Here is a 23,003-nt window from a genome sequence, read left to right on the forward strand (position 1 = left end):
TTACTACGCTTTGGAGTCAATTTTTTTATTTGATACTTCAGGGAATCCTATGAGTTAAAGGCCCTCCTCCACAGAGCTAGAAAGCCCGCCATCAGGCTGCAAAATTAAAATCGTATGACTGCGTGCACAGCGAAAACCTATATCGCAGGATCATGTAGCGCCGGAGAGGTCATATTTTACAAGGACAGCTTGATCATTGAAAAGGTCGACACCACAAATATGCGCGAAATCGTATACGAACAGGTTTGTGAATGGATGCCGGTGCACAGATGGGCGAATCTGAATTATGCTGATCAAGTCAAAATCTGCGCAGGTACTGAAGGGACTGATATGCAGAGGTCACATAATCAAACTTACTGTCCCTATTGATGCTCAATCCTGGGCAGATTTTTAACTATTATGCCGTAAAAATTGTATTAAGTTAAGAAAGAGAACATTTTATATTGTTTCGAGCATATAATTCTCTGATCTGGTGCCCTCTTTTACGGGTCCAGAAGTTTAATTCCTCTAATCCGGAAGGGTGCCGGATTATTGAGGTCATGTAGTTACGTAGGGGTCTAATTTCCTGGGGCTAAAACAGGTTTCCGGATTCGTTTATTTGCGGGTTAAAGTATTGTTCTGGAACTTCAGCCTGTTCATCAACTCAATTTTTGCTCCGGTTTCTGGATGTCAGGCTTAAGCTGATTGATTAGATCCTGAAACAAACCTTGAACTATGGAAAATCAGGAGAGTGTAATAATATGACAAAAGAATACGTTAAGGGAGATCTTCCTGAGAAGGCTGCAATCCTGCAAAGAGATGGGGAAACTTATGCAATTGCTCCTCACATCCCCGGAGGGATCGTATATCCGGAAACTCTCAGAAAGATAGCAGATATTGCAGAGAAATACGGAGCTGCAGCTCTTAAAATTACTTCAGCCCAGAGAATTGCGATTGTGGGACTCAAGGAAGAAGACCTTGATGCAGCGTGGGGTGAACTGGGCATGAGCCCCGGAGCTGCCATTGGGCTCTGTGTCAGGAGCATTAAAATCTGTCCCGGAACTACGTTTTGTAAGAGAGGTAAACAGGATGCAGTCGGGCTCGGTCTGAAGCTTGACGAAAAATACCACGGCATGCAGCTTCCTTCCAAATTTAAAATGGCTGTCTCCGGCTGCCCTAATTCCTGTTCCGAAACGAGCATAAAGGATATAGGTATAATGGGCACGGCAAAAGGCTATAATCTAACTGTTGGAGGAAGCGCAGGGCCGAGTCCAAGACTTGGGGATCTGGTGGCAAAGGACCTTTCCGAGGAGCAGGTGCTTGACCTTGTAGAAAAGATAATTGATTTTTACAAAGGTTATGGAAAGCCGAAAAGGCTCGGAAAAGTTATAGATGAAATCGGGCTTGAGAAATTCAAAGAAGAGGTAGGGCTGTAAATACTCTTTAAATACGGGCCAGCTCATTTGAATTGCTCTTACTGAACTGGCTCAATACCTATTTTTCCAGCCTGTTCCAGCTGTTATTCAGGATTTTATGAAAGCATCAGTTCTTTTTCTGCACTTTTTTGATTTCCTTGCAGTCGGGTTTTTTATTTATGGTGAGAAAGACTTTCAGCAAATATATTTATATTCAAAGTATTATAATTTCATCATTATACTTCAAATTTTCTTTTTATTTTCCTTTAAAATGGTTTTAATGCTACTCTGTTTTCGTGGCTCTTGCGAGCTTTTCGATGTATTATGTTTTAAAGATAACGTTTAAATATAATAGATACAAAGACTAACAGACTATTCAAACCTTATGCATACAGTCGCTACGGTTATCACTCTGTCTTTATTGTTATTTATATTCTGTAAGATTTGAATTCTAAAATCAGTATAAGCTTTCAGTTTTTGACCCATATATAGGAGGAATAAAGTATTAGCAGTGAGATGGCATATTTCTCTGGGCTCTCGGAAACACTTCGACTCACGTTTGTCCAGATAATGATATTCAGCGCAATAGCTATTGTGATTTTCTTATATGGTATGATTGGTAACCTCCAGAAGTGGGGGGCAGGAGTGACAGGTTATGGCCTTGAACCCAAGAACGGAAAAGGAAGCGCTATCAGGTTCTTAAAAACCTGGTGGGCACAGGTCAATGAAGAGTCTCATATTCATGGAAAGCCTATTTTAGAGGTTCTCATTCTCGACATTCTCTTCCAGAGAAGAATCCTTAAAAGAAGCCCTCTTCGCTGGTTCATGCACTTATGTATCTTTGGTGGCTGGATGACCCTTTTCGCCCTTTCAGGACTGATGTTTGCAGTCGAAATGACTGAAAAGATCGGAATTGAGCTTCCATTTACCCCTGCCGAATTTAGAGAATGGCTCGCCATTCCGAACTACATCTTCGGTTACATCCTGCTTATTGGAGTCATCATTGCGGTTATAAGAAGGCTCTTTATATCTGAAGTCAGGCAGGCTACTATCATGTATGACTGGATTCTGCTTGCAGGTGTTTTCATTATCACGATTTCCGGCTTTATCGCCGATGGTATCAGGACCGGATTCATCTGGGGCTTCGGGCTTGACCCCTCAACAGCACCACCAGCTGCTCTTTTCCACTCAATAATTTCCCTGCTCTTCTGTATCGCATATGTACCATACAGCAAGTACATACACGTAATCGCCACCCCGCTTGCAATCCTTGCAAACAAGGGAGGAGAATAAAATGGCAAAAAAAGCTCCATCAATAGACACCAAAAACCTTACAGCAGTCCAGCTCATGGAACTCGACTCCTGTACCCGCTGCGGTGAATGTGTAAAATGGTGTCCAACTTATGCTGCTTCCGGCCAGAAGCCCGGGTTAGCACCGAGGGACAAGATCCTGCGCTGGAGACAGTTCATGAACAAGTCCTACGGGATTAAAGCAAAACTCTTCGGCCCGACAGAAATCCCCCAGTCTGAGCTTGAAGAATTCAAAGACGACGTACACGGCTGTACCACCTGTGGTATCTGTGCAACCGTCTGTGAATCAGGCATCAACACTGTTGAACTCTGGGAAGCCATGAGGGCAAACCTCGTAAAGAAAGGTATAGGTCCTTATGGGAAGCAGAACATGTTCCCAAAAGTTATTGGGCAGTATCACAATCCTTACATGAAGGACCAGAAAGACAGGCTTAACTGGGTTCCTCCAGATGTGAAAATCGAAGACAAGGCAGACATTGTCTATTTCACTGGCTGTACTGCAGGGTACAATCAGCTTGCTTTAGCCTTTGCAACTTCACGTGTGCTCAACAAGCTGGGAATTAAGTTCACCATGCTTGGGGAAGATGAATGGTGCTGTGGCTCAGCCCTTATCAGGACAGGTCAGGCACACATCGACGATGTGCCCCGCCAGCTTGCAAAACACAACGTCGAAGCTATCAAGAAAAAAGGTGCCACAAAGGTCCTCTACGCCTGTGCGGGCTGTTTCCGTGCATCCAAGGTTGACTGGCCCAGGCTCCTAGGAGAAGAACTGCCATTTGAGGTAATACACGTTTCAGAGTTCCTTGCAGGTTTGATAAAGGAAGGCAAAATTAAATGGGTAAAGCCTATTAACAAAACAGTTACTTACCACGACCCCTGCCACCTTGGCCGCCATGTAGGAGTCTTTGATGCCCCCAGATATGTTCTGTCTCACATTCCTGGTGTCAAGTTCGTAGAAATGGAACGGGCAAAAGAATTCCAGCGCTGCTGTGGAGCTGGCGGTGGCGTAAAGGCAGGTATCCCTGATCTTGCTCTGGGAATCGCAGAATCCAGAGTTAAGGATGCCACTGCAACCAATGCAGATATACTTTCAAGCTGCTGCCCATTCTGTAAGAGGAACCTCTCAGACGGCCGGGACTCACTTAAAGTTGACATTGTTGTTGAGGACGTCATCGAGATGGTTGCAGAGGCCCTGGGCCTTGAAACTAAATAACCGGAGAAGTAAAGGCTGAATTCCAGCCCTTTACCTTCATTCCCATATTTTTGCTTTTCTCATTTTTCAGAAAAACTTAAATACCGATACCTCCCTCCCCTGAACATGCAGATTCCTTACGAACTTCTCGGAAAAATATTTGTATATCTGATACTTATCGTGCTTGCAGGTACTGTACTTGCCCTTCTTATCGGAGCTTATTCATTTAAAAGGCACAAAATCATTTTTCCAGGATTCGTATTATTCACACTTTATCTCTTCTATTCCCCTTCAAAATGGATCTGCAGAGTTTTCCGGATAAGAGATACCCTTGTAGACGATATCCTTATTGATGTAAGGAATGCAGTTATGTATGATGATTTCATTCGTGTCAAAGGCACGAAAATTCTTCTTCTTCCACAGTGTCTGCGCCATCCCAGTTGTAAGGCAAGATGCGATCCTGTACATGGCTATGAATGCAAAAGATGCGGGCTCTGTGATATCGCAAAAATCTGTGACGCTGCTGACAGGTGCAATTTCAAGGTTTTTGTAATTCCAGGGGGGAGCTTTGTTAAAAAAATTTTTAAAGAATACAATCCAAAGGCCTGTCTGGGGGTTGCCTGTTATAATGAGCTATCCGAGGATATGCAGGCTGTCTCTTTTGTCCCTGTTCAGGGCGTTCTTCTTCTTAAAGACGGCTGCTTCAATACCGAGGCAAATGTGGAGGAAATAATTCAAAAAATGGAGATGTGCAATGTATAACCTTATAGGGCAGGCTCTTTTTATTTCAGTCGTAGTCTCCTTTACTCTTTCAGGCGTGGCCCTGCTGGTAAGCCGGAGGAGCCTTACGCGCAGTGTTTTTCTCGCAGGATTTTATGCAGACGTACTTGATTTCTTTTATTTGCCTTTAAGGCAGATTTTCGTCAAATTTTCAGATACCCGCATACTGGACAAATGGATGTGTTCCCTTAAAAACAGAGCCCATAAGTCTGCTTTTGCCAGGACGAAAAGAAGGATCATTCTTGCTCCTCACTGCATGCGCAGCCTTGATTGTCCTGCTTACTCTACACAGACAGGAATCCAGTGCAAATCCTGTGGGAAATGTGTTTTTACCCGGTTAAAAAAAGACGCCGAAAAATACGGGTATAAGGTTTTCATCGTTACAGGTTCTTCATTTGTAAAAAATATCCTTAAAATGGAAGCTGCAGACGGTGTCCTTCTTATCGCCTGTGATTATGAAATCAACAAAGTCATGCGCGCCCTTAAAGACAGGAAAGTGGTTACCTACGGAGTTACTATGGAAAATGATGGTTGTTTCGGGACAGAAGTGGATTACCAGAAGGTTCTTAAGGTGTTTGAGGACTTTAAAATATCAGTTTGAAAGGTTTAATAAAAATCTCTTTTCTCAATCTTTTTCTTTTTATTATTTCTCTCCTATTTTCTTTTTTAAACGAATCGCAATTTTGAATTAATATCAGCACTTTAAACTAGATCCTTATCGAATAGACTTGAAACTCAGATAATTTCAGAATATTTTTGAGGGTGCTACTTTAATGTATGACGTAATCATCATAGGTGGTGGTCCTTCCGGAGCCTCTGCCGGAAGGAGGGCAGGAAAACTTGACCTCAATGCACTGCTGCTTGAAAAAGAAGAATTCCCACGGTACAAACCCTGCGGAGGAGGACTTTCGAACCATGCTATCTCTTATCTTGATTTTGAGCTTCCCGGGGATGTTGTTGAATGGGAAATTACAGGGGCAAAAGTCTTTTTTAAAAACCAGCTGATGGAAGCGCATAAGGATCACAGGTTATCTGTACTTGTTTCCCGGGATCTTTTTGATAATCTCCTCCTTGAAAAAGCAAAAGAAACCGGAATTGAAGTTCACACAGGAGAAAAGGCTCTTTGTTGCAGGGAAATGCCTGATTATGTCGAAGTTGAGACTAATAAGGGAATATACAGGGCAAAATTTGCAATCGTTGCTGAAGGAGCACAGGGACTTGTCAAAACCTGTGTGAGACCGGTGGACACCAAAGAGGAGTATGGGATCTGTGTGGTCACCGAAGTTCCTGCCGACGAAAAAGAAATTGAAGAAAAGTTAGGAAGGGCAGTTGAACTGCATTTCGGGGCTATCGGAGGAGGGTACGGCTGGATCTTTCCCCACAAAACCTATTATTCTGTCGGAATTGGAGGAGTTATAAAAGACCTTCCTCATCCAAAAGAAACAATGCTTGAATTCCTGAAGGCAAACGGCTTCGCAGGTGAGTATAAACTTCACGGGCACAAAATCCCCTGGGGCGGAATTAAGCGAAAGGTTTCCGGTTCGAGGGTCCTCCTGAGTGGGGATGCTGCAGGTTTCGTTGATTCTTTCTCTGGAGAAGGGCTGGCTTATGCTATAAGTTCAGGGCAGTTTGCTGCTGAAGTGATTGCCGAAATTTGCCAGAATGGAAAAATAAAAAATATTAAAAAATATGAGTCTCTGTGTTATGATGAATTCGGAACACATCTTAAATATTCCCTTATGTTTTCCCGAATAATGCACCGCTTCCCTGAAAAGACATTTAAGATCTTTACATCAAGCGACAAAATGATTGATAAATATCTTGAAGTTGTGGATTATAGTATCGATTACAGGGATTACCTTCGCTGGTCTCTTCTGAATTTCAAACTCAGGTAATCAATGTGCGGCCACTCTTTAACCGTTGATCTATTCCGGCCGAAATTCCGGCTGGAAGCTCTCTACTTTTTTCCTTGCTCTGCGCGCTTTCTGGCGGATTTCTTAAAAAATGCACATGATATTCTTCGAATAACATGCCCAAAGAATGAAAGTACTTGAGAGTGCTTTCATGCCAAATGAAAAAAAAATCGAAACTGGAATGGGTGCATAATCCATGTTTCGAAAGGCATTCAACGTTTTTAACAGAGTTTCTCTCTTGCTCTTTTCTTTTTCCTCTACCTTTTTATTGTTCGAGCATCAATCTACTTTATGAGGTAAAACCTTTCACTTGAGCTTATGTCTGTTGACGGCATATCTCTCATCCATAAGCAGGTGTTCTGGGTATGTATGATCTCATTATAGTAGGGGGAGGACCTTCGGGAGCTTCTGCCGGAAGGGTAGCTGGAGAAGCAGGTATTTCAACTCTCCTGCTCGAAAAAGAAAATTTTCCAAGGTATAAGCCCTGCGGGGGGGCTTTATCGCCGTATTCCCTCTCCTGTCTGGGGTTCGAACTCCCTGAGTCCGTAGTTGAGAGGGATATTTCAAAGGTAAGGGTTCATTACAGGGAGCTCTGTACTGAGAGGCAAAAGGACTACAGGTTATCACTGCTTGTTTCCAGAAAAGCTTTTGACAATTTCCTGCTCGATAAAGCCAGAGAGACAGGAATTGACATTCATTTAGGGGAAAAGGTGCTGGGCTGTGAAGAAAGGGAAGGATTCGTTGAGGTTAAGACGTCGCAGAACAGCTACCTTGCAAAGTTTGTCCTGATCGCAGAAGGTTCCTGCGGCATGCTTAAATATGCTGTCAGGCAGCAAAGAGACCGCAGGACAGAATATGACCTTGCCCTTGTTTCGGAAATCCCGGAAGAAGACGAGATAATAAGAAATCGTTTTCCAGAAACGATAGATATTCAGTTCGGCGTCGCATCAGGAGGTTACGGATGGATTTTTCCTCATAAGGGGTACTATTCCGTGGGAATTGTGGGAACTGCTGAGCATCTTAAACATCCGAAGTCAGTAATGCAGGACTTTCTGCAGGCAAACGGCTTTTCAGGAGAGTTTCAGGTCCGTTCTCATATTATCCCACTGGGAGGGATTAAACGAAAAATCGTAAGTTCAAGGATCCTTCTTAGCGGAGATGCAGCAGGTTTTGTTGATGCTTTCATAGGGGAAGGCATCGCATATGCTGTCCGGTCAGGACAGATTGCAGCGGAGACCGTAGCTGATATTGTACTTTATAGCCGGAAATTAAGCGATCTTAAAGAATATGAAGCCAGGTGCAGGAAGGAATTTGGAAATTTTCTTGTCAGTTCCCTTAAACTCGAAAAGATTATGCACCGTTTCCCTGATACCTCTTTCAGGCTTGCTCTCAGCAGGAAGGAAATTCTGGATAAATACCTGGATGACGTTGTAATAAATAGAAGCCACAAAGACTATATCAGGTGGTTGCTGCTAAATTTCAGCCTTGCTGAACCTGCATCTAAAATAAAGTCCATTACGGAGAAGAACAGGTAACAGAGATAATTCGAATAAACAGGCTAAATTCGAAAAACAGATTGAATCAAAACTGTGGATAATTAATTGATTGAATCAAAACTTGCAGATCATAAATAGATTCGATAAATAGAATAATTAAGTGCGAGTGAGGCGTGTAAGCTCCCTTCTGTTCCTGCAAAGCTTTCCTGCACCCAACGGTGTAAGAAATGGTCCCGGAGGACTCTTGCAGCGACGGCATTCGGCTAAGCGTTACCAAAACCAATCGGGACGATTCCGGACTGCTCGTACTTCCCGATTTCCAACTTGCACCCACGAGGATTCGCCGTTTCATCCACTCTCCCTGTGACCTCAGCTTATGGCATCATCGCATTTGCAGGGGATGGTTCTCGTTTCTGTGCCAGAGCCCGGGCTCTCGCCCGACATCCTTTATAGACGTTCGTGTGTCCGGAGCGGTGGGGAGACTTTCCTCAGACCTGATGGTCCGGCAGCCGTCCAGCCTCTCTCGCACGTTGCTGATTTCTGGCCCTATCTCTTTTTTGAACCTATATATATTTATGGGAGGATATTTCTGCACAGGAGAATCAATTGAAATGTGCTCCTGATCGTAATTTCTTCATCAACAACTGGTTGTTTTTCCGGTTATCAGCTCTATAAGCCTGCTTAAACAGGTTTACCTCTCCATCCGCTCTACATCTCTTTTTATGGGCAAAGAGGAAATCCCAAATATTAATATATAAGTATTGTAATCGTGAAAATAATATAAATATACCATTCTCGCGAATTCTTTGAAAAAAGATTCTCGTAAGCCTGAAAGATTCGTTAGTTTAATATCTAACTATAACTATCATTTTTGTGTTCAGTTTCCACGCTTATTTTTAAGAGGTAAAACATGAGTGATTGTCTATTTGATTTGCATACTGGTTATGTTCGTTTTAGAAACCCTATCGCACTGGCGCCAATGGCAGGAATTGTCGATAGTGCTTTTGCCAGCCAGTATGCAGGCGATGCCGGACTCGTAGTACTTGGAGCCTTCAACCTTGATGAAGGATCTATGGAAGTTGCATCAAAGCTCGTAGCCCGCGGAAGGAAAGAGTTCATCTCCGATGAACCTCTGGAGCTTATAAAAAGGGAAATTCGGGCAGTAAGCACCGGAAGTGTGGTTGCCGTAAACGTAAGAAGCACAACCCTCGAACCCCTGATTGAAGCTGCAAAACTCGTAAAGGAAGAAGGGGCAATCCTTGAATTAAACGCCCACTGCAAGCAGCCTGAAATGCTTGAAGCTGGTCTTGGAGAAGCCCTTTTGCATGACCTTCCAAAGCTCTCTGCCTGGATAAAGGCAATAAAAGAGACCGGAGTCGTACTTTCCGTAAAGGTAAGGGCAAATGTAGTGAATGATATCCAGCTTGCCAGGCTTATCGATAAGGCCGGAGCTGATATTATCCATGTAGATGCCATGCTCGAAGGTTTTGGAGCGGACCTTGATGCAATTTCACATTACAGGGACGCCACAAGGCTCTTTATTATAGGCAACAACTCGGTTACTGACTTTTCCGCTGCAAAGGATATGTTTTCCCGGGGAGCTGACATGGTCTCAGTTGCAAGAGGAGCCATGGAAAACCCCGAACTCATTAAGGAACTCGTAGAAAGCGTCACGTCATATCAGAAGTCAATAGGCTGGTATAACGCTCCCAAACACGTCTGCAGTGAAGGGGACTTCAGAGCTCTGGCTTTCTGCTGCCTTCCGGTAAAACCCTGCCCTGTGCACGAGAAATTTAAAAAGCTGGGATATACCGCAGAAGAGTTCGCCCGGACAAAAATGGAATTTGCCAGGGGCACAATGCTTGAGTACGGAGAGGACACGTGTTTTGGCAGCCTTGTCTGGTGCTGCAAAATCACAAAGCCCTGCTGGATCAGGGACGGCGTGCTGAATACGATCGATCTCTCTGATGCAGAATACATGAAGCTTAAAGAGAAGCTGTCACAATATATCCTTGACCACGCCAGGATTCCGGTAAATGAATCCCGATAACACTGTTTTATCCTGCCACACCCCTGAAAGGGCTGCAGAATCCCCTGCCTCAGGCCTGATCGCTCGCTGTGCACAGCTTGCCATGCTGCTTGAGGTATCAGCTTCTCCTAAGCCGGGAAACGTTGATAGGGAACATAATTACCCTGACACATGTTTTGAGCATTTTGTTGCCTCTTCGGTTGCCGTCTACCCTGTACTTGAGCTTGCCGCAAAAAGCACGGAAAGGATAGGATCACTTCTCAGGAGCGCAGTTTACGAAAGCTCTGCCTGGCAACAGGGAGGAAACACTCATTTCGGGGCTTTTTTGCTCCTGATTCCTCTGGCAATGGCCGCAGGTGAAATCTCAAGAGAACAATCAGGCTCCGAAAAAACAGTTTTCCGGCTTGAGATCGGAGAATTTGAGACTCTTGCTTCCCGTGCCCATTCTTTTGTCCGGGCAACGGGCTGTGAGGATGCTGTTGAGTTCTACAGGGCTTTCGGGCATGCAGGAGTCAGGGTAAACAGCGTCGAGAAATTTGACCTTGAAGACCCTGAAGCAACTGCGGATCTTCGAAAACAGAATGTCACCCTTTACTCCCTTATGGAAATTGCAAAGGGCTATGACCTGATCGCAAACGAGTGGACTACAGGTTTCGGGCGCTGCCTTGAGGGTGCAAAAAGCATTCTTGAGTTCATGCAGGCACGGAACTGCGGGGCGGAAGCTTTGAGCGGAGGTTCGGTTTCCATCTGTTCGGGCACAGGAATCAACGAGGCTGTAGTATACACTTTCCTCAAACTGCTTTCCAGGCACAGGGATACTTTTATCCAGACCAAGTTTGATGCCGAAACTGCCGATTATGTTTCTTCCAGAGCAGGCGAAATCCTTTCAGACTGGGATACTTCCGGGAAAAGGGCAGAAAACTTTGCGTCCATCCTTCCCGAGGTACAGAAATTTGACTCGGAGCTTCTGGAAAAAAGGATAAATCCGGGCTCTACGGCAGATATCATTATTGCAGGGCTTTTCATTGCCCTTCTTGGAGGCTTGAGATTTTGACTGGATTCTCTTCTGATCGGAGGGAGCATGAAAAACAGTATCATGCTATTGACCTTCCTTCCTTCGGGATAAGGGAGGGCATCTCCGAGATAATCGCAAGTACCGGTATGGAACGCCCCAACGCTGCTCCGATAGGCATTATTACAAAGGGGGAAAAGCTTTTTGTCCGCCTTTTCAAAGGCAGCAATACATGGGCAAACGTTTCTAAAGAAAAGTATCTTGCTTCCAATGTGGTCTATGACCCTCTGATCTTTGTGCGCTCAACCTTTTTCGATCTTGAGTCTTCGGAATTTGAATATGTCGATGCAGGCGGGCTTAAGTTTCCTGTCCTTAAAAAAGCCGTTGCATGGGTCGTTTTTGAATGCGTTAATCTCAAAAATACGGACCAGTCCCTTGTCGCCGACCTTTTGCCTGTGGAAGCGGGTTTTAACGAGCTTAACAGAAAAGAGCTTCCCGTACCTAACAGGGGATTCAATGCGGTTCTTGAAGCTACGGTTCATGCAACCCGTTACCAGCTCACAGGAGAAGAAAAGTACCTCGAATTGATCCGGCATTATGAGTCTCTTGCTTCCAGATGCGGAGGCGATAGTGAAAAGAAAGCTATGAAACTGCTTTATGAAGTGCTCGGAATTTAAATTATCTTTTTCATCCTTTTTCATCCCCTTTTTTTAGAAAATTATATTATCCTCCTCAGGCATGATTTCCTTCCATGAGTTTTCAGAGAATTGCATGGGGTATTACAGGAGCAGGACATTTCCTGGACCGCAGTTACCAGGTCTTTAAAGAACTCAAACTCAGGGACCCCGAACTTTCCGTAAATACGTATGTTTCAAGGGCAGCCGAAGAGGTGCTCAGGATGTACGGGCTTGAGCAGAAACTCGTGAAAATCTCGGGAGGAGACTACCTTGAAGAGATCTTCCGGGAAAGTGAGCAGGGTTCAAGTTCCCCCAAAGTCGGGCGTTTTCTTCTTGACAGATATGATGCCCTTTTCGTTACGCCTGCAACTTCAAACACAGTCTCGAAAATCGCCTACGGGATTGCCGATTCCCTGGTAACAAATGCTGTTGCCCAGGCCGTTAAAGGAAGGGTCCCGGTTTATGTCGTGCCTGTGGACATTGAAGGCTCGATAATATCTGAAATGCCCTACAACATTGACAGGAAACAATGCAAACACTGCGAAACCTGTCCCCCGCGGGAAAACTGCCCCCACGGAGCAATTTCCGAGAAAAACGGCGTCACGGACCAGATTGAACTCCTTAAATGCAAAGGCTGCGGGATCTGCAAGGAACTCTGCCCGTATAATGCGATCAAGGGCGGGCCTGTTGAAGTCCTTGTAAGGGACGTGGACATGCGGAATGTTGAGATTGTAAAAGGGTTGCAGGGGATCACTGTACTTGAAAGCCCCGAAGCTATTCTGGAGCTTTTTTAAACCCAGAATTTCAGCTCATTTTTTATGCTTTTATCTTCTGACAGGGTTTTTAAATTCGTATGATACTGGAAAATTTTCAGCCGTCCGTTTTCAAGCACCCCGTAGCTGTCGGACATAAACCGAATAACAGCCTCATCGTGGGAAATCAGTAAATAACCCGTATTTCGTTCAGCCTGCACCTTTTTAAGCAGATGAAGGATCTGTGCCTGCACCGAAACATCAAGTGCAGAGGTAGGCTCGTCAAGGATAATATATTCCGGGTCGAGCAGGAGAATCCTGCCGAGAGCAAGGCGCTGGAGCTGGCCGCCGGAGAGCTGTGAAGGGTAGCGGGAAAGCACTTCATCAGGGAGACCTGCAGTTATAAGCATCTCTTCTGTCTTTGAGGCATGTTCGTCTCCGGGAACCCTGAGGAGAGCCAGAACTTCAGAAATTGCGTGTCCTATCTTTTTCCTTGGGTTAAAGGCATCCGTGGGGTCCTGAAACATTACCTGGACTTTGCGGCGGAAGGCTGTATGTTCTATTTTTTTCATTCTGGCAAGCGGGGTGCCGTTATAATATACGAAGCCTGCTGTGGCTTTCTCAAGCCCGGCAATGACCCTTCCTAAAGTGCTTTTACCTTCTCCTGAAGGCCCCATAAGCCCGAAAGTCTTTCCCTTCCTGATTTCAAGCGATACCTCCCGGAAAATGCATTTTCCTGTACTCAGAAGACCAGAACCGTAGGTTTTCGAAAGACTTTCTGCTTTCAGGGATATAAAAAACACCTCACAGCTCTTCCATCGGTTTCTATAAGGTAGGGATGAGTCTCAACACATTGTTTTTTCCTCAGGGGACAGCGTGGATGAAATCTGCAGCCTGAAGGGGGGCTGCTGAGAGGAGGAGAGAAGCCGGGTATGGGAATGAAGCCCTTTTCTGGCAGGCTGTTCAGCAGCCCTCTTGAGTAAGGATGCAGAGGGTTCTCAAAAAGACTTGAAGAGTCTGCAATTTCAACAATCTCCCCGGCATACATTACTGCAACCCTGTCTGCAAGCCTCTGCACGAAAGCAAGATCATGACTTATAAGGAGCAGAGCAGTCTTCTTTTCCACTTTCAACTTCTTAAGCTCGGCTTCGAGTTCGGATACGCATTTCCTGTCAAGCCCTTTGCCTGGCTCGTCTGCTATAAGGAGAGAAGGGTCAAGCATGGTTGAAGCCGCAATCAGAAAACGCTGGTTCATTCCTCCCGAGCACCACGAAGGATAATAATGAATGTACTCGGCAGCGTTTGCAAAGCCCATATCTTTAAGGGCTCCTGCTGCCCGGGCGAGGGCTTTTTCTTTCTTTTCCTTTCTATGGATACGCAGGGGTTCTGCAAGCTGGTGGCCAATAGAATACACGGGATTAAGGGCAAGGGACGGGTTCTGGAAAATGATTCCAATTTCTTTTCCCCTTATCTCTGTCATTTCTTTTTCGCTCAGTTCGAGCAGGTTTTTTCCCCTGAATTCTACAACCCCATTCATTCTGGACTCAGGAGGCAAAAGGCGCATAATTGCGTGGGCAGCTACGGATTTTCCGCATCCCGTTTCTCCTACAAGTGCCAGGGTTTCGCTCTCTCCAATTGAAAAAGAGATTCCTGAAAGGGCATTTACGGTTTTTATCCCCTGAAAAGAGACCTGGAGATCCTTTACTTCAAGAAGCCTGCTTCCGGAACGGGCCTTCATATCACAACTCTCCGTCTACTGCGTATTCCTCTTGTTTTGTTTCGAACCCGAACCCGATCAGTGCAATGGATATCACGCAGAGAGTGATGCAAATTCCCGGGGGCATATACCACCACCACATGTCCTGGATAAAACCGCCGCGGAAAAAGGCAAAAGAAAGCATGGACCCCCAGCTTTTCATACTTATGTCGCTGAGCCCCAGGAAAGAAAGAGAAGCTTCGGAAATCATTGCCGAAGCTGTTGCCAGCATAAATTTGGGCAGCAGGACATGGTAGATGTTGGGCAAAATGTCCGAGCCCATAATGTGCCTGGAAGAAAAACCCATGCATCGGGCACTTTTAACATAGCCTGCTTCTCTTAGCTGGAGAGTTTTTGATCGGGTGACTCTGGCTGTGGACTCCCAGGACAGTAGACCAAGTACAGGGACAAGGATCCAGATGCTCGGCCGCAGGTACGCACCCAGGACTATGATAAGGGGGATCTTCGGGATAATAAGGACAACATCGGTAAAGCCCATGAGCAGTTCGTCAAGTGTTCCCCTGAAATAGCCAGAACAGAGCCCGATGATAGTTCCTATCAGGGTTGACACCAGGGATGCTGCAAAGCCCACTGTCATTGAGATCCTTGCCCCGTACACAAGTTCTGAGAGGATGTCGTTTCCGATGTCGTTTGTCCCGAGGAGGTGATCTCTCGAAGGAGCTTCATATGGAAGGAAGCGCTCTTCTGGATTACAGGGGGCAAGAAGGGAAGGAAACAATGCCATAAAAAAGAAAAAGGCAAAGAGAAAAATTCCTCCGCAGTTTAGCTGCCCCAAAAAGTCGTCTCGTTTTCTGGATTTCTTTAATGAAGCCTCAGGAAACTTAAATCTAAATACAGAGTCTTTTTGCTGTCCTTCAGGACAACTCCCGGTGCAGGATTCCGTAATGCAAGAACCTTCATTATGGGCAGCTTCCGGGCTCATACAGGTCTCCTTACCCTGGGGTCGATTAAAGCATAGAGAAGGTCAGCAAGCATATTCGCAAGCAGGGCTGTAAGGGCGATTACCAGAAAAGCTCCCTGAAGCAGGGGATAGTCTTTTCCCATTATTGCGCCGTAGATAAGGGTCCCAATGCCGTTTAATGAAAAAATGATTTCTATAAACAGTGCTCCGCTGAAGAGAAACCCGAAGTCCAGGGCGAGGAGGGTGATGATAGGGAGTGAAGCGTTTTTTATTACGTGCCTGAAGAGTATGCCGGTATCGTTCAGCCCCTTTGCTCTTGCATAAAGTGCATAAAGCTGTTTCTTTTCCTGGATTACGCTTCCGCGCATTATCAGAAAATTCCTTGATGCTGAAAAGACAGACATTACACAGATTGGTAAAAAAAGGTGATGCAGTATACTCCATATTTCCGGGGAATCATAAAACCCCTTCGAGGGAAATAGCCCCAGCCTGAAAGAAAAGAAATAGAGAAAAAGGAGTGCAAGAAAATAGGGAGGGGTGCAGGAGAGTGTAATAAAAGCAAGCCCTGTGATACGGCATGTTCTCTTTTCTGGCCTCCATCCTGCAAGGGCACCTGGAAGACTTCCCAGCAGGGCTCCGAAGACTACCGATACTCCTACAAACAGAAGGGTCCAGCCCATCCTGTCCAGGAGAATTTCTGCAACAGGAGCATGGAGGTGATAGGAATAGCCCAGGTCAAGGTGAAGGAGGTCTGAAAGGAAAGACTCAAGCTGCTCGTAAAGAGGCCTGTCAAGCCCGAGTTCTGTCCTCAGCTCTTCCATCACGTTTTCGGACACATAAACATCTTCTCCGATAAGGTTTTTTACCGGATCTCCGGGCATGAGCCTGGGGATGGTAAAGTTGAGGATGATTATGAGTACGAGTGAGGCAAGATATCTGATTACTTTCCTTGCTATTCCTGACATCGCTCTTATTTTTTATTTTGCTTTTACTGTGCTTCTTTCGGTCTTTTCCTGTTTTTTCTGTCTTTTTCACTGTAATATTTGTCGGATTTCTTTTTGAGTTTGTGTTTTACTCCTCTATTTTCGTCACATTTACAAAAGTGTCCAGGTTATAGATTCCGTAAAGGGGATCGGTGTACCAGCCCTCAAAGTTCCTGTTATATGGGGTAACCACTCTGCACCAGTAGAGGGGAATTGCAGGCAAATTTTCTGCATAGTAGTCCTGAAGCCCGGACGCATAACCTTCAAGTTCTTCAGGGTCTGTTGTTGCGAGGATATCATCGCAGAGCTTCAGGAACTCGGGGTCGTCAAGGTTATGCATAACTCCCTGTCCTGTCCTTCTGGAATCAAAATAGCCGCTTCCCCAGTTTGCATGCATGAGCATTCCCCAGGGTGTGGTGCGGGTTACTGTCAGGTCATATTCGTAGTTGTCCTTGAGTGTCATCCAGGTATCTGAATCTGCAGTCCTCAGAGCCGGGTCAAGACCTGCCTGTTCGAAGTATTCTTCAAGAAGCTCTCCTGTGCGGGCATACTCAGGCCGGATAAGGATTTCAAGCTTTATGTCTTTCCCGTCTTTTCCCTCAAGGATTCCGTTCCCGTTACTGTCTGAGTAACCTGCTTTTTCCAGGGTTTCTCTGGCTTTTTCGGGGCTGTATTCAAGTTTTTCTGTTTCCTTGAAATTTTCCATGGCTGGCGGCACAAAACCGCGGTTTGGGACTTCTCCGTACCCAAGTGTTTCGAGACTTACGATCTCTTCATAATTTATTGAATAAGCCAGGGCTTCTCTGAATTCCGGGTCTGAAAAAGGAGCTTTCTTCAGGTTAAGGGCAAGAAAAACAAGTCCCAGATCTGTCTTTTCAATAAAGTCGAAATTTCCCGTTTCTTCCAGCTGTTCTATGCCGGAATAGGGGTATGAACCTGCGTATTTGTAATATGTGTCAACCTCCCCATTTTTAAGGGCAAGGGTGGCTACGTCAGCACTTGAGTAAAAATGGACCTCCACAGTTTCAGCTTCCGGAGATTTTCCTTCCCAGAAGGGGTTTTTCTCAAAAACAAGTTTTCCGGCATTCAGGTCGATAAGTTTGAGATAATATGGCCCGCAGCCCACATAAGGGCCGTTGTTTGTGTATTCCATCGGGTTTTCAATTGTTTCCCAGACGTGGGCAGGGAGGATGTTATAGGTCGAAAATTCCAGGTCAATGCGGGTGTAAGGTTTATTGAATTTGAATGTAACGGAGTTGTTTGCGTCCGAAACAGAAGAACTCTCCAGTGTATCGTTGATCCAGCTGCCCCAGGGGGTCTCTTTCCCATAGTAGCAGATTGAAAACTCGACATCTTCCGGGGTCACAGGTTCCCCGTCGCTCCAGTAGATGTTGTCTTTAAGATAAAAGGTCCAGCAGGTATTATTCTCTGAAACATTATAGCTTTCTGCAAGCTGACCTGCAAGGTGTCCCTCGGAATCCATTTTCATGAGAGGCGGGTTTGAGAGATGGGCAAAAACCCCAAGGTTTGAGTCCCCTATAAACGATGCAGATTTTATTACGTTTGGAGTTGCGATTTTCAGGACTGTTCTTTCCGTATCTGCTGACCGCTTTTCTGTATTCGCGGATTGCTGCATATCTGAGGCTGCTGCTTCTGAAACCGCTCCGGAGTTCTGGAGGGTTTCCTCTTCTCCCAGCAGATCTTTTACATACGTTACAATCCTGTCAAAGATCCCGCCGTTTGAAGGCGTAGGATTTTGTTCCGAATCTCCAGCCGATTCTGCTCCTGCCGGATATATGTTTGAGAAAAAAACAGTTATTAGCACGGCAAAAATCAGCCACCGTTTTAACCCTTTGTTTAATTCCAATCCCGCGAAACTTTTTCCCTGTTTCATCCTGCTTCCTCTTCCTGTTCCAGATCTTTTCTTGTGGATTAGATAAATGGCGCCAGAGGTTCCGATTACTCTAAAATTATCTGTATTCTGCTCATCTCCTCCAGTTCTCTGCTTATCAGTGGGAGAGGGAAGTATGCGAGTGGAATGTGAGTAAGAAAGTTAATGGTAACCTCAAAGCACTTTTTTATTTGATTTTGCTTGCATATCTTCTTAATATTGTATTTTCTAATCACTAAAAATATTACGAAAAATCTAATTTTTATGCTACAGAATTCAACAATCTCGTAATATAAACCTTTTCATTTTTTTCTATATTTTTAAAGCAGATCTGGAGCAGTAAGTTTTTTACTTTCCAATCTTTAATCAAATTTAAGAAAAGTAATGATATAAATAAAAAAATTGGAACAGGAAACCCGGAATAAATGTGTTTTCACTTCTGGCTTTTGATCTCAATATTTTTTTCGATTTCTCTGGCAATACTCTTTGCCGAATAAATGTAAAACGAAGCCGGAAGCCCTGTATTTGAGATCATGTAGAACAGGTTCATAGCTGTCCGGTTAAGTCTTGGAGAATAGTTTAAAAGGGTGCTCCTTGAGATTTTTACCATTGCATCCAGGGACTTTATTCCTGTAAGGTAGTTTTTTACGTCCTGAGTATTATGACTCTTATCAAAGATCAGGTCTATCCAGGTATTCATCTCTTCGATCAGGAGTTTTCTTGTAAGGTCTTCAGGAACAATGTAATTCCTCCCTTTTTCTATATTCCTGAAATACTCTCTGAAACTGTCCCCTTTTGCCAGGGTATATACCTGCCCCAGTTTTCCGGAATGGGTATCCGTTGTCGCAACAATGCTTTTGCCAAACCTCTCTGCAAGAGCTATCGTAAGTTCGTTTTTCTGCTTGAGCTCATTCATGTTGTACTCCAGCACAGGAAAAAGGTTTGCCAGTTTTGGCACTGCAGAAGGATTCAGTTCTTCGTGGAATTTGAACCAGAATGGATGATTGTACATGAAAGGCAGCCTGTGCCGCTTAAGGTATCTTACAAAGTTTTTCAGGTCATGTTCGACCTGTGAGATCTCTCTGAGTTCTAAAAACTCTTCTCTGTCAAGCTCAAAAACGTTAACATGCAGAACATGCCCTGCAAATTCAGGGTCATAAACTGTCATCTCAACGCCTGGGACAAGTTTTTCACGGTCCCAACCAAGAATCTCGTAAGCATCCATTGTGTCGTGGTCAGTAAATGTAATAAAATCCATCCCAAGAGCCAGAGACTTTTCATAGAGGCTTTCTGGATGAAGAGATCTTACAGGGAGCACGTCAAAAGAACAGGTCGTATGAACATGCAGATCTGCCCGCTTCCAGCCGTCTTCCATAAGCCCAGCTGCCTGTTCCGGTGCTATCAACTTTTCCTGATAATTCTTCAGCCTTCTCCCCATAGGCATAGAATCCAGCAAGTTTTAATCTGTGTTGATTATTTTTATGAAGTGTTAAATCTCTCCTATATAGTATATTCTTTTTTTTAGATTAAGTTTTTCCAGGGAATTCAGATCAGGATTTGGATTTTTGTTAACTCTCAAAAAACACTTATATGGTTCATTTTCTATTTTGCCATTTTATACTCCTTATATACACTTTATTTTATCAGTTTTGACCACTACATTTATAAATATATTAAAATATTCCAGTATTTTCTCAAAAACAATAGTGGTGTAACTATGGGTCTGTTTAGAAAGTTATGGAAAATCCTGGGCATCATTTTTGAAAACGAGTCCGAACAAAAAGGAGACGATTTCGAAAGGTATGTGGTAGACCTCTTCGATGAAAAAAATTTTTCAATTGTACAGTGGACCACGGATATGGCAAGAAAACATAACCGTTTTGTGGAATCCGACTGCGGTCCGGACCTAGTCCTCCGCCACAGGCGCACCAATGAAATCTTCTGCGTGGAATGCAAATTCAGGTCAAAACTTTTTAAAGGCAAACTCCAGTGGTCAAGCCCCAAACAGCTTGGGCGCTACAGGACTTTTGCACACGATAATTTGATCCCGTTTTTTGTGGTTATAGGGCTTGGTGGAAAGGCTAGAAAGCCAAAAAGGATGTTCTGCATCCCTCTTGAGGAGGCAAAGTACCCAGCACTTTCTCCAGAGCTTTATGAAAAATTCGAACGGAGCCCGAAGAAAAACTTCTCCTGGAAAAAAGAGATGCTGAAATAATTTTTGATTCGAACTTTTCTATTTTTTTATTCTGTTTTTAACACTTTCTGCCAGATTCTTTAAAGAATATTCTTTGAAGAATTACTTTTTTCTGTAATGTAGGCAGCAATAATGAGGTTAGATGAAGTCCTGGAATCAACTCCAAGTTACGTCATCTAACGGCTCAACAAATTTTTAATTTGACACCGATACTTTCGTCTCTATTTCTTTTTCTATTTCTTTTATATTTTTGTCACCTGAATCCTCAAATAAATTCTTCATTAAATACGTTATCAGAGCAATAAGCAACCCAAAGGAACCTGCTACAATAAAAACCGTGTCAAGATCAAAATGTGATAGGACTATACCAAGCACTATGGGAGAAAGACACGTACCAACGAACTTCAGGGAGTTGTGAATAGATAGAACTCCACCTTTTGCTTCTGAAGGGGCTGTCTGAATTATCTGTGTATCAATTGCTGTTTGAGCAAGCCCATACCCTGCTCCGAATAGCAACAGTAAAGGAAGAACTGCAACAATTGAATGTGCAAATGAGATAAATAATATTGCAAGTCCGGAAAGTACAAAACCAGCGGTAATAATTGTTGTCTTTGAATACTTACTGGCCAGACTCTTTACGCGGGATACAGTAAAAATAATAGCTATTCCCTGGAAAGCCAGCATAAGTCCTGCTTCTTTCGCACTATAGCCAAGTACATTCTCAAGCATAAACGGCACGTAGACAAGCACTGAATAAAGCAGGAAGAAGATCGCAAAGCCCTGGAATACTGTGTATGTTACTCTCAGTTCTTTGAGTGCTTTAAACCCATTAATCAGACCCTTGTGATTATCACTGTCCTTCCGAACCCTTGTTTCTGGAAGGGAGGTAAGCACTACAAAAGCGAATGGAAGTGAAAGTGCATAGAAAAGGAATGGACAGTTCCATCCAAAACTTGCAAGGCCTCCACCTATAAGAGGGGCAGAAACCGAGCCAATGGCAAGAGCCATACTAACCTTGCTCATGGCATGCAAACTTTCATGACCTTTATATGCATCCGCTATGACCAGCATGGTCAAAGGCAGAAGGGCTGCCGCTCCGATGCCCTGTATGAACCTCAGGATAAGAAGTAATTGCATATCAGCAGTAAAATAACTTACAAGTCCTGGTAGACCGTAAATCACAAGGCAGGGAACAAGTATTTTCTTACGGTTCATACGGTCAATGAAATGTCCGATAACCAGTGTGAAAATAGCTGTTGAGAGAGTGAACGCCGAAATTAATAATCCTACTTCATGGGATGTTGTCTTCAGAGGTTCCACCATTTCTGGCAAGACTGGTGCTAAAAGAGCCCCTCCTGCCATTGCAAAATATGCAGTAATGCAAAGCATTAGAAGATGAGCGTTTTTAAATTGCATTATCTTACCTCGTTTTTAAATTGCATGATCTTATCTCGTTTTTAAATTGCATGATCTTATCTCGTTTTTTAAATTGCTGATTTTGTCCAGTTATTTCACATTATTTTCAATACATTCTCAAACATAATTTCAAGTGAATTCGTAATCTCTCTTTTTTGGTTGTCATCAAAACTGGAAAAGAGAATATCTTCCCACTCCGAAGCTATTTTTTTCATATCAGGTTCCATTTTTTTCCCTTTCTCTGTAAGAAAAACCCTATATGACCGCCTGTCCTTCTCATCCTTCTGTCTGAAAACATAACCCTCGTCAACAAGTTTCTGTATAGCTCTTGCAGTAGTGCCTTTATCAATTTTTAGATAGTCTGAAAGGCTTTCCTGATTGATTCCATCCTCACGATATAGTCTCATAAGAAAAGGAAACTGTCCGCTTCCAATACCATATGGCTCAACTTTTTTGCCGATAAAGATCTGTTCATATCTGTAAAGGTATGAGATGGCTTTTCCAACGAATTCCTTACCACACATCTCTTTATCCTGTGAGTTTTCATCGGATTCTGTTGTATTCATATTATTATCCCACCACGTTGTTATCCAAGATAGTTGCAAACACAACCATATTGGGCGTTAATGTAATTATTTAGTTTTATATATAGTTGTTGATGCAACTATCTGACCTCATAACATTGACTATTTTTTGATTTCTAACTCCCCAATGAGAAAAAAGTAGATTGTCTTACGAGTATGTTTTTTCGATTGTTCGTTGAACTGGTCGAAAAGCTTTATAATTTAGAATACAGTATTTATTTATATTTACTGATATAGGAGTTTAGTATGGGGATTTTTTGTAAGATCGCGAAAGTTGTGGAGATATTGAAGGAAGATGAGTCTGTAGAAAAAGGAGACGAGTTCGAAAAATATGTCGTTGATCTTTTTGACAAAAGATATTTTACTATCGTTCAATGGACTATGGACATTAATCGAAAGCATGACAGATTTGTAGAATCAGATGCTGGTCCTGACCTTATGATCCGTTATATCCCTACCGGCGAAATCTTTTATGTGGAGTGCAAGTTCAGGTCAGGTCTGTATGAAGAAAAACTTCACTGGTCCAAACCAGAGCAGCTGAAACGTTATCAGGACTTTGCCAGAGAAAGCAGATATCCTTTTTTCGTTGTTATTGGATTTGGCGGAGACCCATCCTATCCTGAAAGGATGTTCTGTATCCCTCTTGAGGAAGCAAGGTTTCCGGCGCTTTATCCGAGTGTGTTTGAAAAATTCGAAAGGAA

22 protein-coding genes and 1 other RNA gene are annotated in these 23,003 nt (G+C 43.8%); 14 read left to right on the top strand and 9 right to left on the bottom strand.

Features of this window, described 5'->3' with window-relative positions; translation table 11 throughout:
• The first annotated feature begins 114 nt into the window (after positions 1–114).
• The 8 genes from PLL47_RS10865 to PLL47_RS10900 all read left to right on the top strand — a co-directional run bounded on the left by PLL47_RS10865 (position 115) and on the right by PLL47_RS10900 (position 8,125).
• Complete coding sequence (locus PLL47_RS10865) at positions 115–369, top strand: hypothetical protein (protein WP_324446224.1); 255 nt, start codon at positions 115–117, stop codon at positions 367–369.
• A 371-nt stretch (positions 370–740) separates the two neighbouring features.
• A complete protein-coding gene (locus PLL47_RS10870; protein ID WP_324446225.1) occupies positions 741–1,415 on the top strand; it encodes a ferredoxin-like domain-containing protein in 675 nt (224 codons plus the stop codon).
• 495 nt (positions 1,416–1,910) lie between these two features.
• Entirely contained in the window at positions 1,911–2,687 is a 777-nt protein-coding gene (gene hdrE / locus PLL47_RS10875; RefSeq protein WP_324446226.1) for a dihydromethanophenazine:CoB--CoM heterodisulfide reductase subunit HdrE, read from the top strand.
• A 1-nt stretch (position 2,688) separates the two neighbouring features.
• Positions 2,689–3,918, top strand: coding sequence for a dihydromethanophenazine:CoB--CoM heterodisulfide reductase subunit HdrD (gene hdrD, locus PLL47_RS10880; protein ID WP_324446227.1), 1,230 nt, complete (start codon positions 2,689–2,691; stop codon positions 3,916–3,918).
• 105 nt (positions 3,919–4,023) lie between these two features.
• Positions 4,024–4,659: a DUF116 domain-containing protein gene (locus PLL47_RS10885; RefSeq protein ID WP_324446228.1), complete on the top strand. Its 636-nt coding sequence runs from the start codon at positions 4,024–4,026 to the stop codon at positions 4,657–4,659.
• A complete protein-coding gene (locus PLL47_RS10890) occupies positions 4,652–5,278 on the top strand; it encodes a DUF116 domain-containing protein (protein ID WP_324446229.1) in 627 nt (208 codons plus the stop codon). The genes PLL47_RS10885 and PLL47_RS10890 overlap by 8 nt, the downstream gene beginning before the upstream one ends.
• Positions 5,279–5,450: 172 nt before the next feature.
• On the top strand, positions 5,451–6,572 hold the full coding sequence (locus PLL47_RS10895; RefSeq protein ID WP_324446230.1) for a geranylgeranyl reductase family protein: 1,122 nt from the start codon (positions 5,451–5,453) through the stop codon (positions 6,570–6,572).
• 383 nt (positions 6,573–6,955) lie between these two features.
• Positions 6,956–8,125 (top strand): geranylgeranyl reductase family protein, encoded by a 1,170-nt coding sequence (locus tag PLL47_RS10900; RefSeq protein ID WP_324446231.1) that lies wholly within the window; start codon positions 6,956–6,958, stop codon positions 8,123–8,125.
• Between the two features lie 125 nt (positions 8,126–8,250).
• Here PLL47_RS10900 and rnpB read toward each other — a convergent pair.
• Positions 8,251–8,611: RNase P RNA component (rnpB, locus tag PLL47_RS10905), an RNA gene on the bottom strand.
• Positions 8,612–8,996: 385 nt separating this feature from the next.
• Here rnpB and PLL47_RS10910 point away from each other — a divergent pair.
• The 4 genes from PLL47_RS10910 (at position 8,997) to PLL47_RS10925 (ending at position 12,598) form a co-directional block, all read left to right on the top strand.
• The gene (locus PLL47_RS10910; RefSeq protein ID WP_324446232.1) at positions 8,997–10,136 is read left to right on the top strand and encodes a methanogenesis marker 9 domain-containing protein; all 1,140 of its coding nucleotides are present in this window, start codon (positions 8,997–8,999) and stop codon (positions 10,134–10,136) included.
• Entirely contained in the window at positions 10,123–11,169 is a 1,047-nt protein-coding gene (locus PLL47_RS10915) for a triphosphoribosyl-dephospho-CoA synthase (RefSeq protein ID WP_324446233.1), read from the top strand. The genes PLL47_RS10910 and PLL47_RS10915 overlap by 14 nt, the downstream gene beginning before the upstream one ends.
• Positions 11,166–11,804 carry a DUF447 domain-containing protein gene (locus PLL47_RS10920; protein ID WP_324446234.1) on the top strand — a complete coding sequence of 213 codons (639 nt, stop codon included), beginning with the start codon at positions 11,166–11,168 and terminating at the stop codon, positions 11,802–11,804. The genes PLL47_RS10915 and PLL47_RS10920 overlap by 4 nt, the downstream gene beginning before the upstream one ends.
• Positions 11,805–11,878: 74 nt before the next feature.
• Positions 11,879–12,598, top strand: coding sequence for a dihydromethanopterin reductase (acceptor) (locus tag PLL47_RS10925; protein WP_324446235.1), 720 nt, complete (start codon positions 11,879–11,881; stop codon positions 12,596–12,598).
• On the opposite strand, the gene PLL47_RS10930 is transcribed toward PLL47_RS10925, so the two are convergent.
• The 6 genes from PLL47_RS10930 to PLL47_RS10955 form a co-directional block, all read right to left on the bottom strand.
• Positions 12,595–13,359, bottom strand: coding sequence for an ABC transporter ATP-binding protein (locus tag PLL47_RS10930; RefSeq protein ID WP_324446236.1), 765 nt, complete (start codon positions 13,357–13,359; stop codon positions 12,595–12,597). The genes PLL47_RS10925 and PLL47_RS10930 overlap by 4 nt on opposite strands.
• On the bottom strand, positions 13,341–14,294 hold the full coding sequence (locus tag PLL47_RS10935) for an ABC transporter ATP-binding protein (protein WP_324446237.1): 954 nt from the start codon (positions 14,292–14,294) through the stop codon (positions 13,341–13,343). The genes PLL47_RS10930 and PLL47_RS10935 overlap by 19 nt, the downstream gene beginning before the upstream one ends.
• 1 nt (position 14,295) lies before the next feature.
• Positions 14,296–15,255, bottom strand: a complete 960-nt coding sequence (locus tag PLL47_RS10940; protein ID WP_324446238.1) for an ABC transporter permease — start codon at positions 15,253–15,255, stop codon at positions 14,296–14,298.
• Positions 15,252–16,199, bottom strand: a complete 948-nt coding sequence (locus tag PLL47_RS10945; RefSeq protein ID WP_324446239.1) for an ABC transporter permease — start codon at positions 16,197–16,199, stop codon at positions 15,252–15,254. The genes PLL47_RS10940 and PLL47_RS10945 overlap by 4 nt, the downstream gene beginning before the upstream one ends.
• A 106-nt stretch (positions 16,200–16,305) precedes the next feature.
• Complete coding sequence (locus PLL47_RS10950) at positions 16,306–18,111, bottom strand: ABC transporter substrate-binding protein (RefSeq protein WP_324446240.1); 1,806 nt, start codon at positions 18,109–18,111, stop codon at positions 16,306–16,308.
• 430 nt (positions 18,112–18,541) lie between these two features.
• Entirely contained in the window at positions 18,542–19,552 is a 1,011-nt protein-coding gene (locus PLL47_RS10955) for a PHP domain-containing protein (RefSeq protein ID WP_324446241.1), read from the bottom strand.
• 273 nt (positions 19,553–19,825) lie between these two features.
• Here PLL47_RS10955 and PLL47_RS10960 point away from each other — a divergent pair, with 273 nt between their 5' ends.
• On the top strand, positions 19,826–20,323 hold the full coding sequence (locus PLL47_RS10960) for a hypothetical protein (protein ID WP_324446242.1): 498 nt from the start codon (positions 19,826–19,828) through the stop codon (positions 20,321–20,323).
• A 174-nt stretch (positions 20,324–20,497) separates the two neighbouring features.
• On the opposite strand, the gene PLL47_RS10965 is transcribed toward PLL47_RS10960, so the two are convergent.
• A complete protein-coding gene (locus PLL47_RS10965; protein WP_324446243.1) occupies positions 20,498–21,718 on the bottom strand; it encodes an MFS transporter in 1,221 nt (406 codons plus the stop codon).
• Between the two features lie 95 nt (positions 21,719–21,813).
• Positions 21,814–22,284, bottom strand: coding sequence for a MarR family winged helix-turn-helix transcriptional regulator (locus tag PLL47_RS10970; protein ID WP_324446244.1), 471 nt, complete (start codon positions 22,282–22,284; stop codon positions 21,814–21,816).
• 264 nt (positions 22,285–22,548) lie between these two features.
• Between PLL47_RS10970 and PLL47_RS10975 the strand changes: the two genes are divergently transcribed.
• On the top strand, positions 22,549–23,003 hold a 455-nt coding region (locus PLL47_RS10975), incomplete at its 3' end, for a hypothetical protein (RefSeq protein ID WP_324446245.1).

It is taken from the genome of Methanosarcina sp. (assembly GCF_035390745.1).
Taxonomy (GTDB): Archaea; Halobacteriota; Methanosarcinia; order Methanosarcinales; family Methanosarcinaceae; genus Methanosarcina.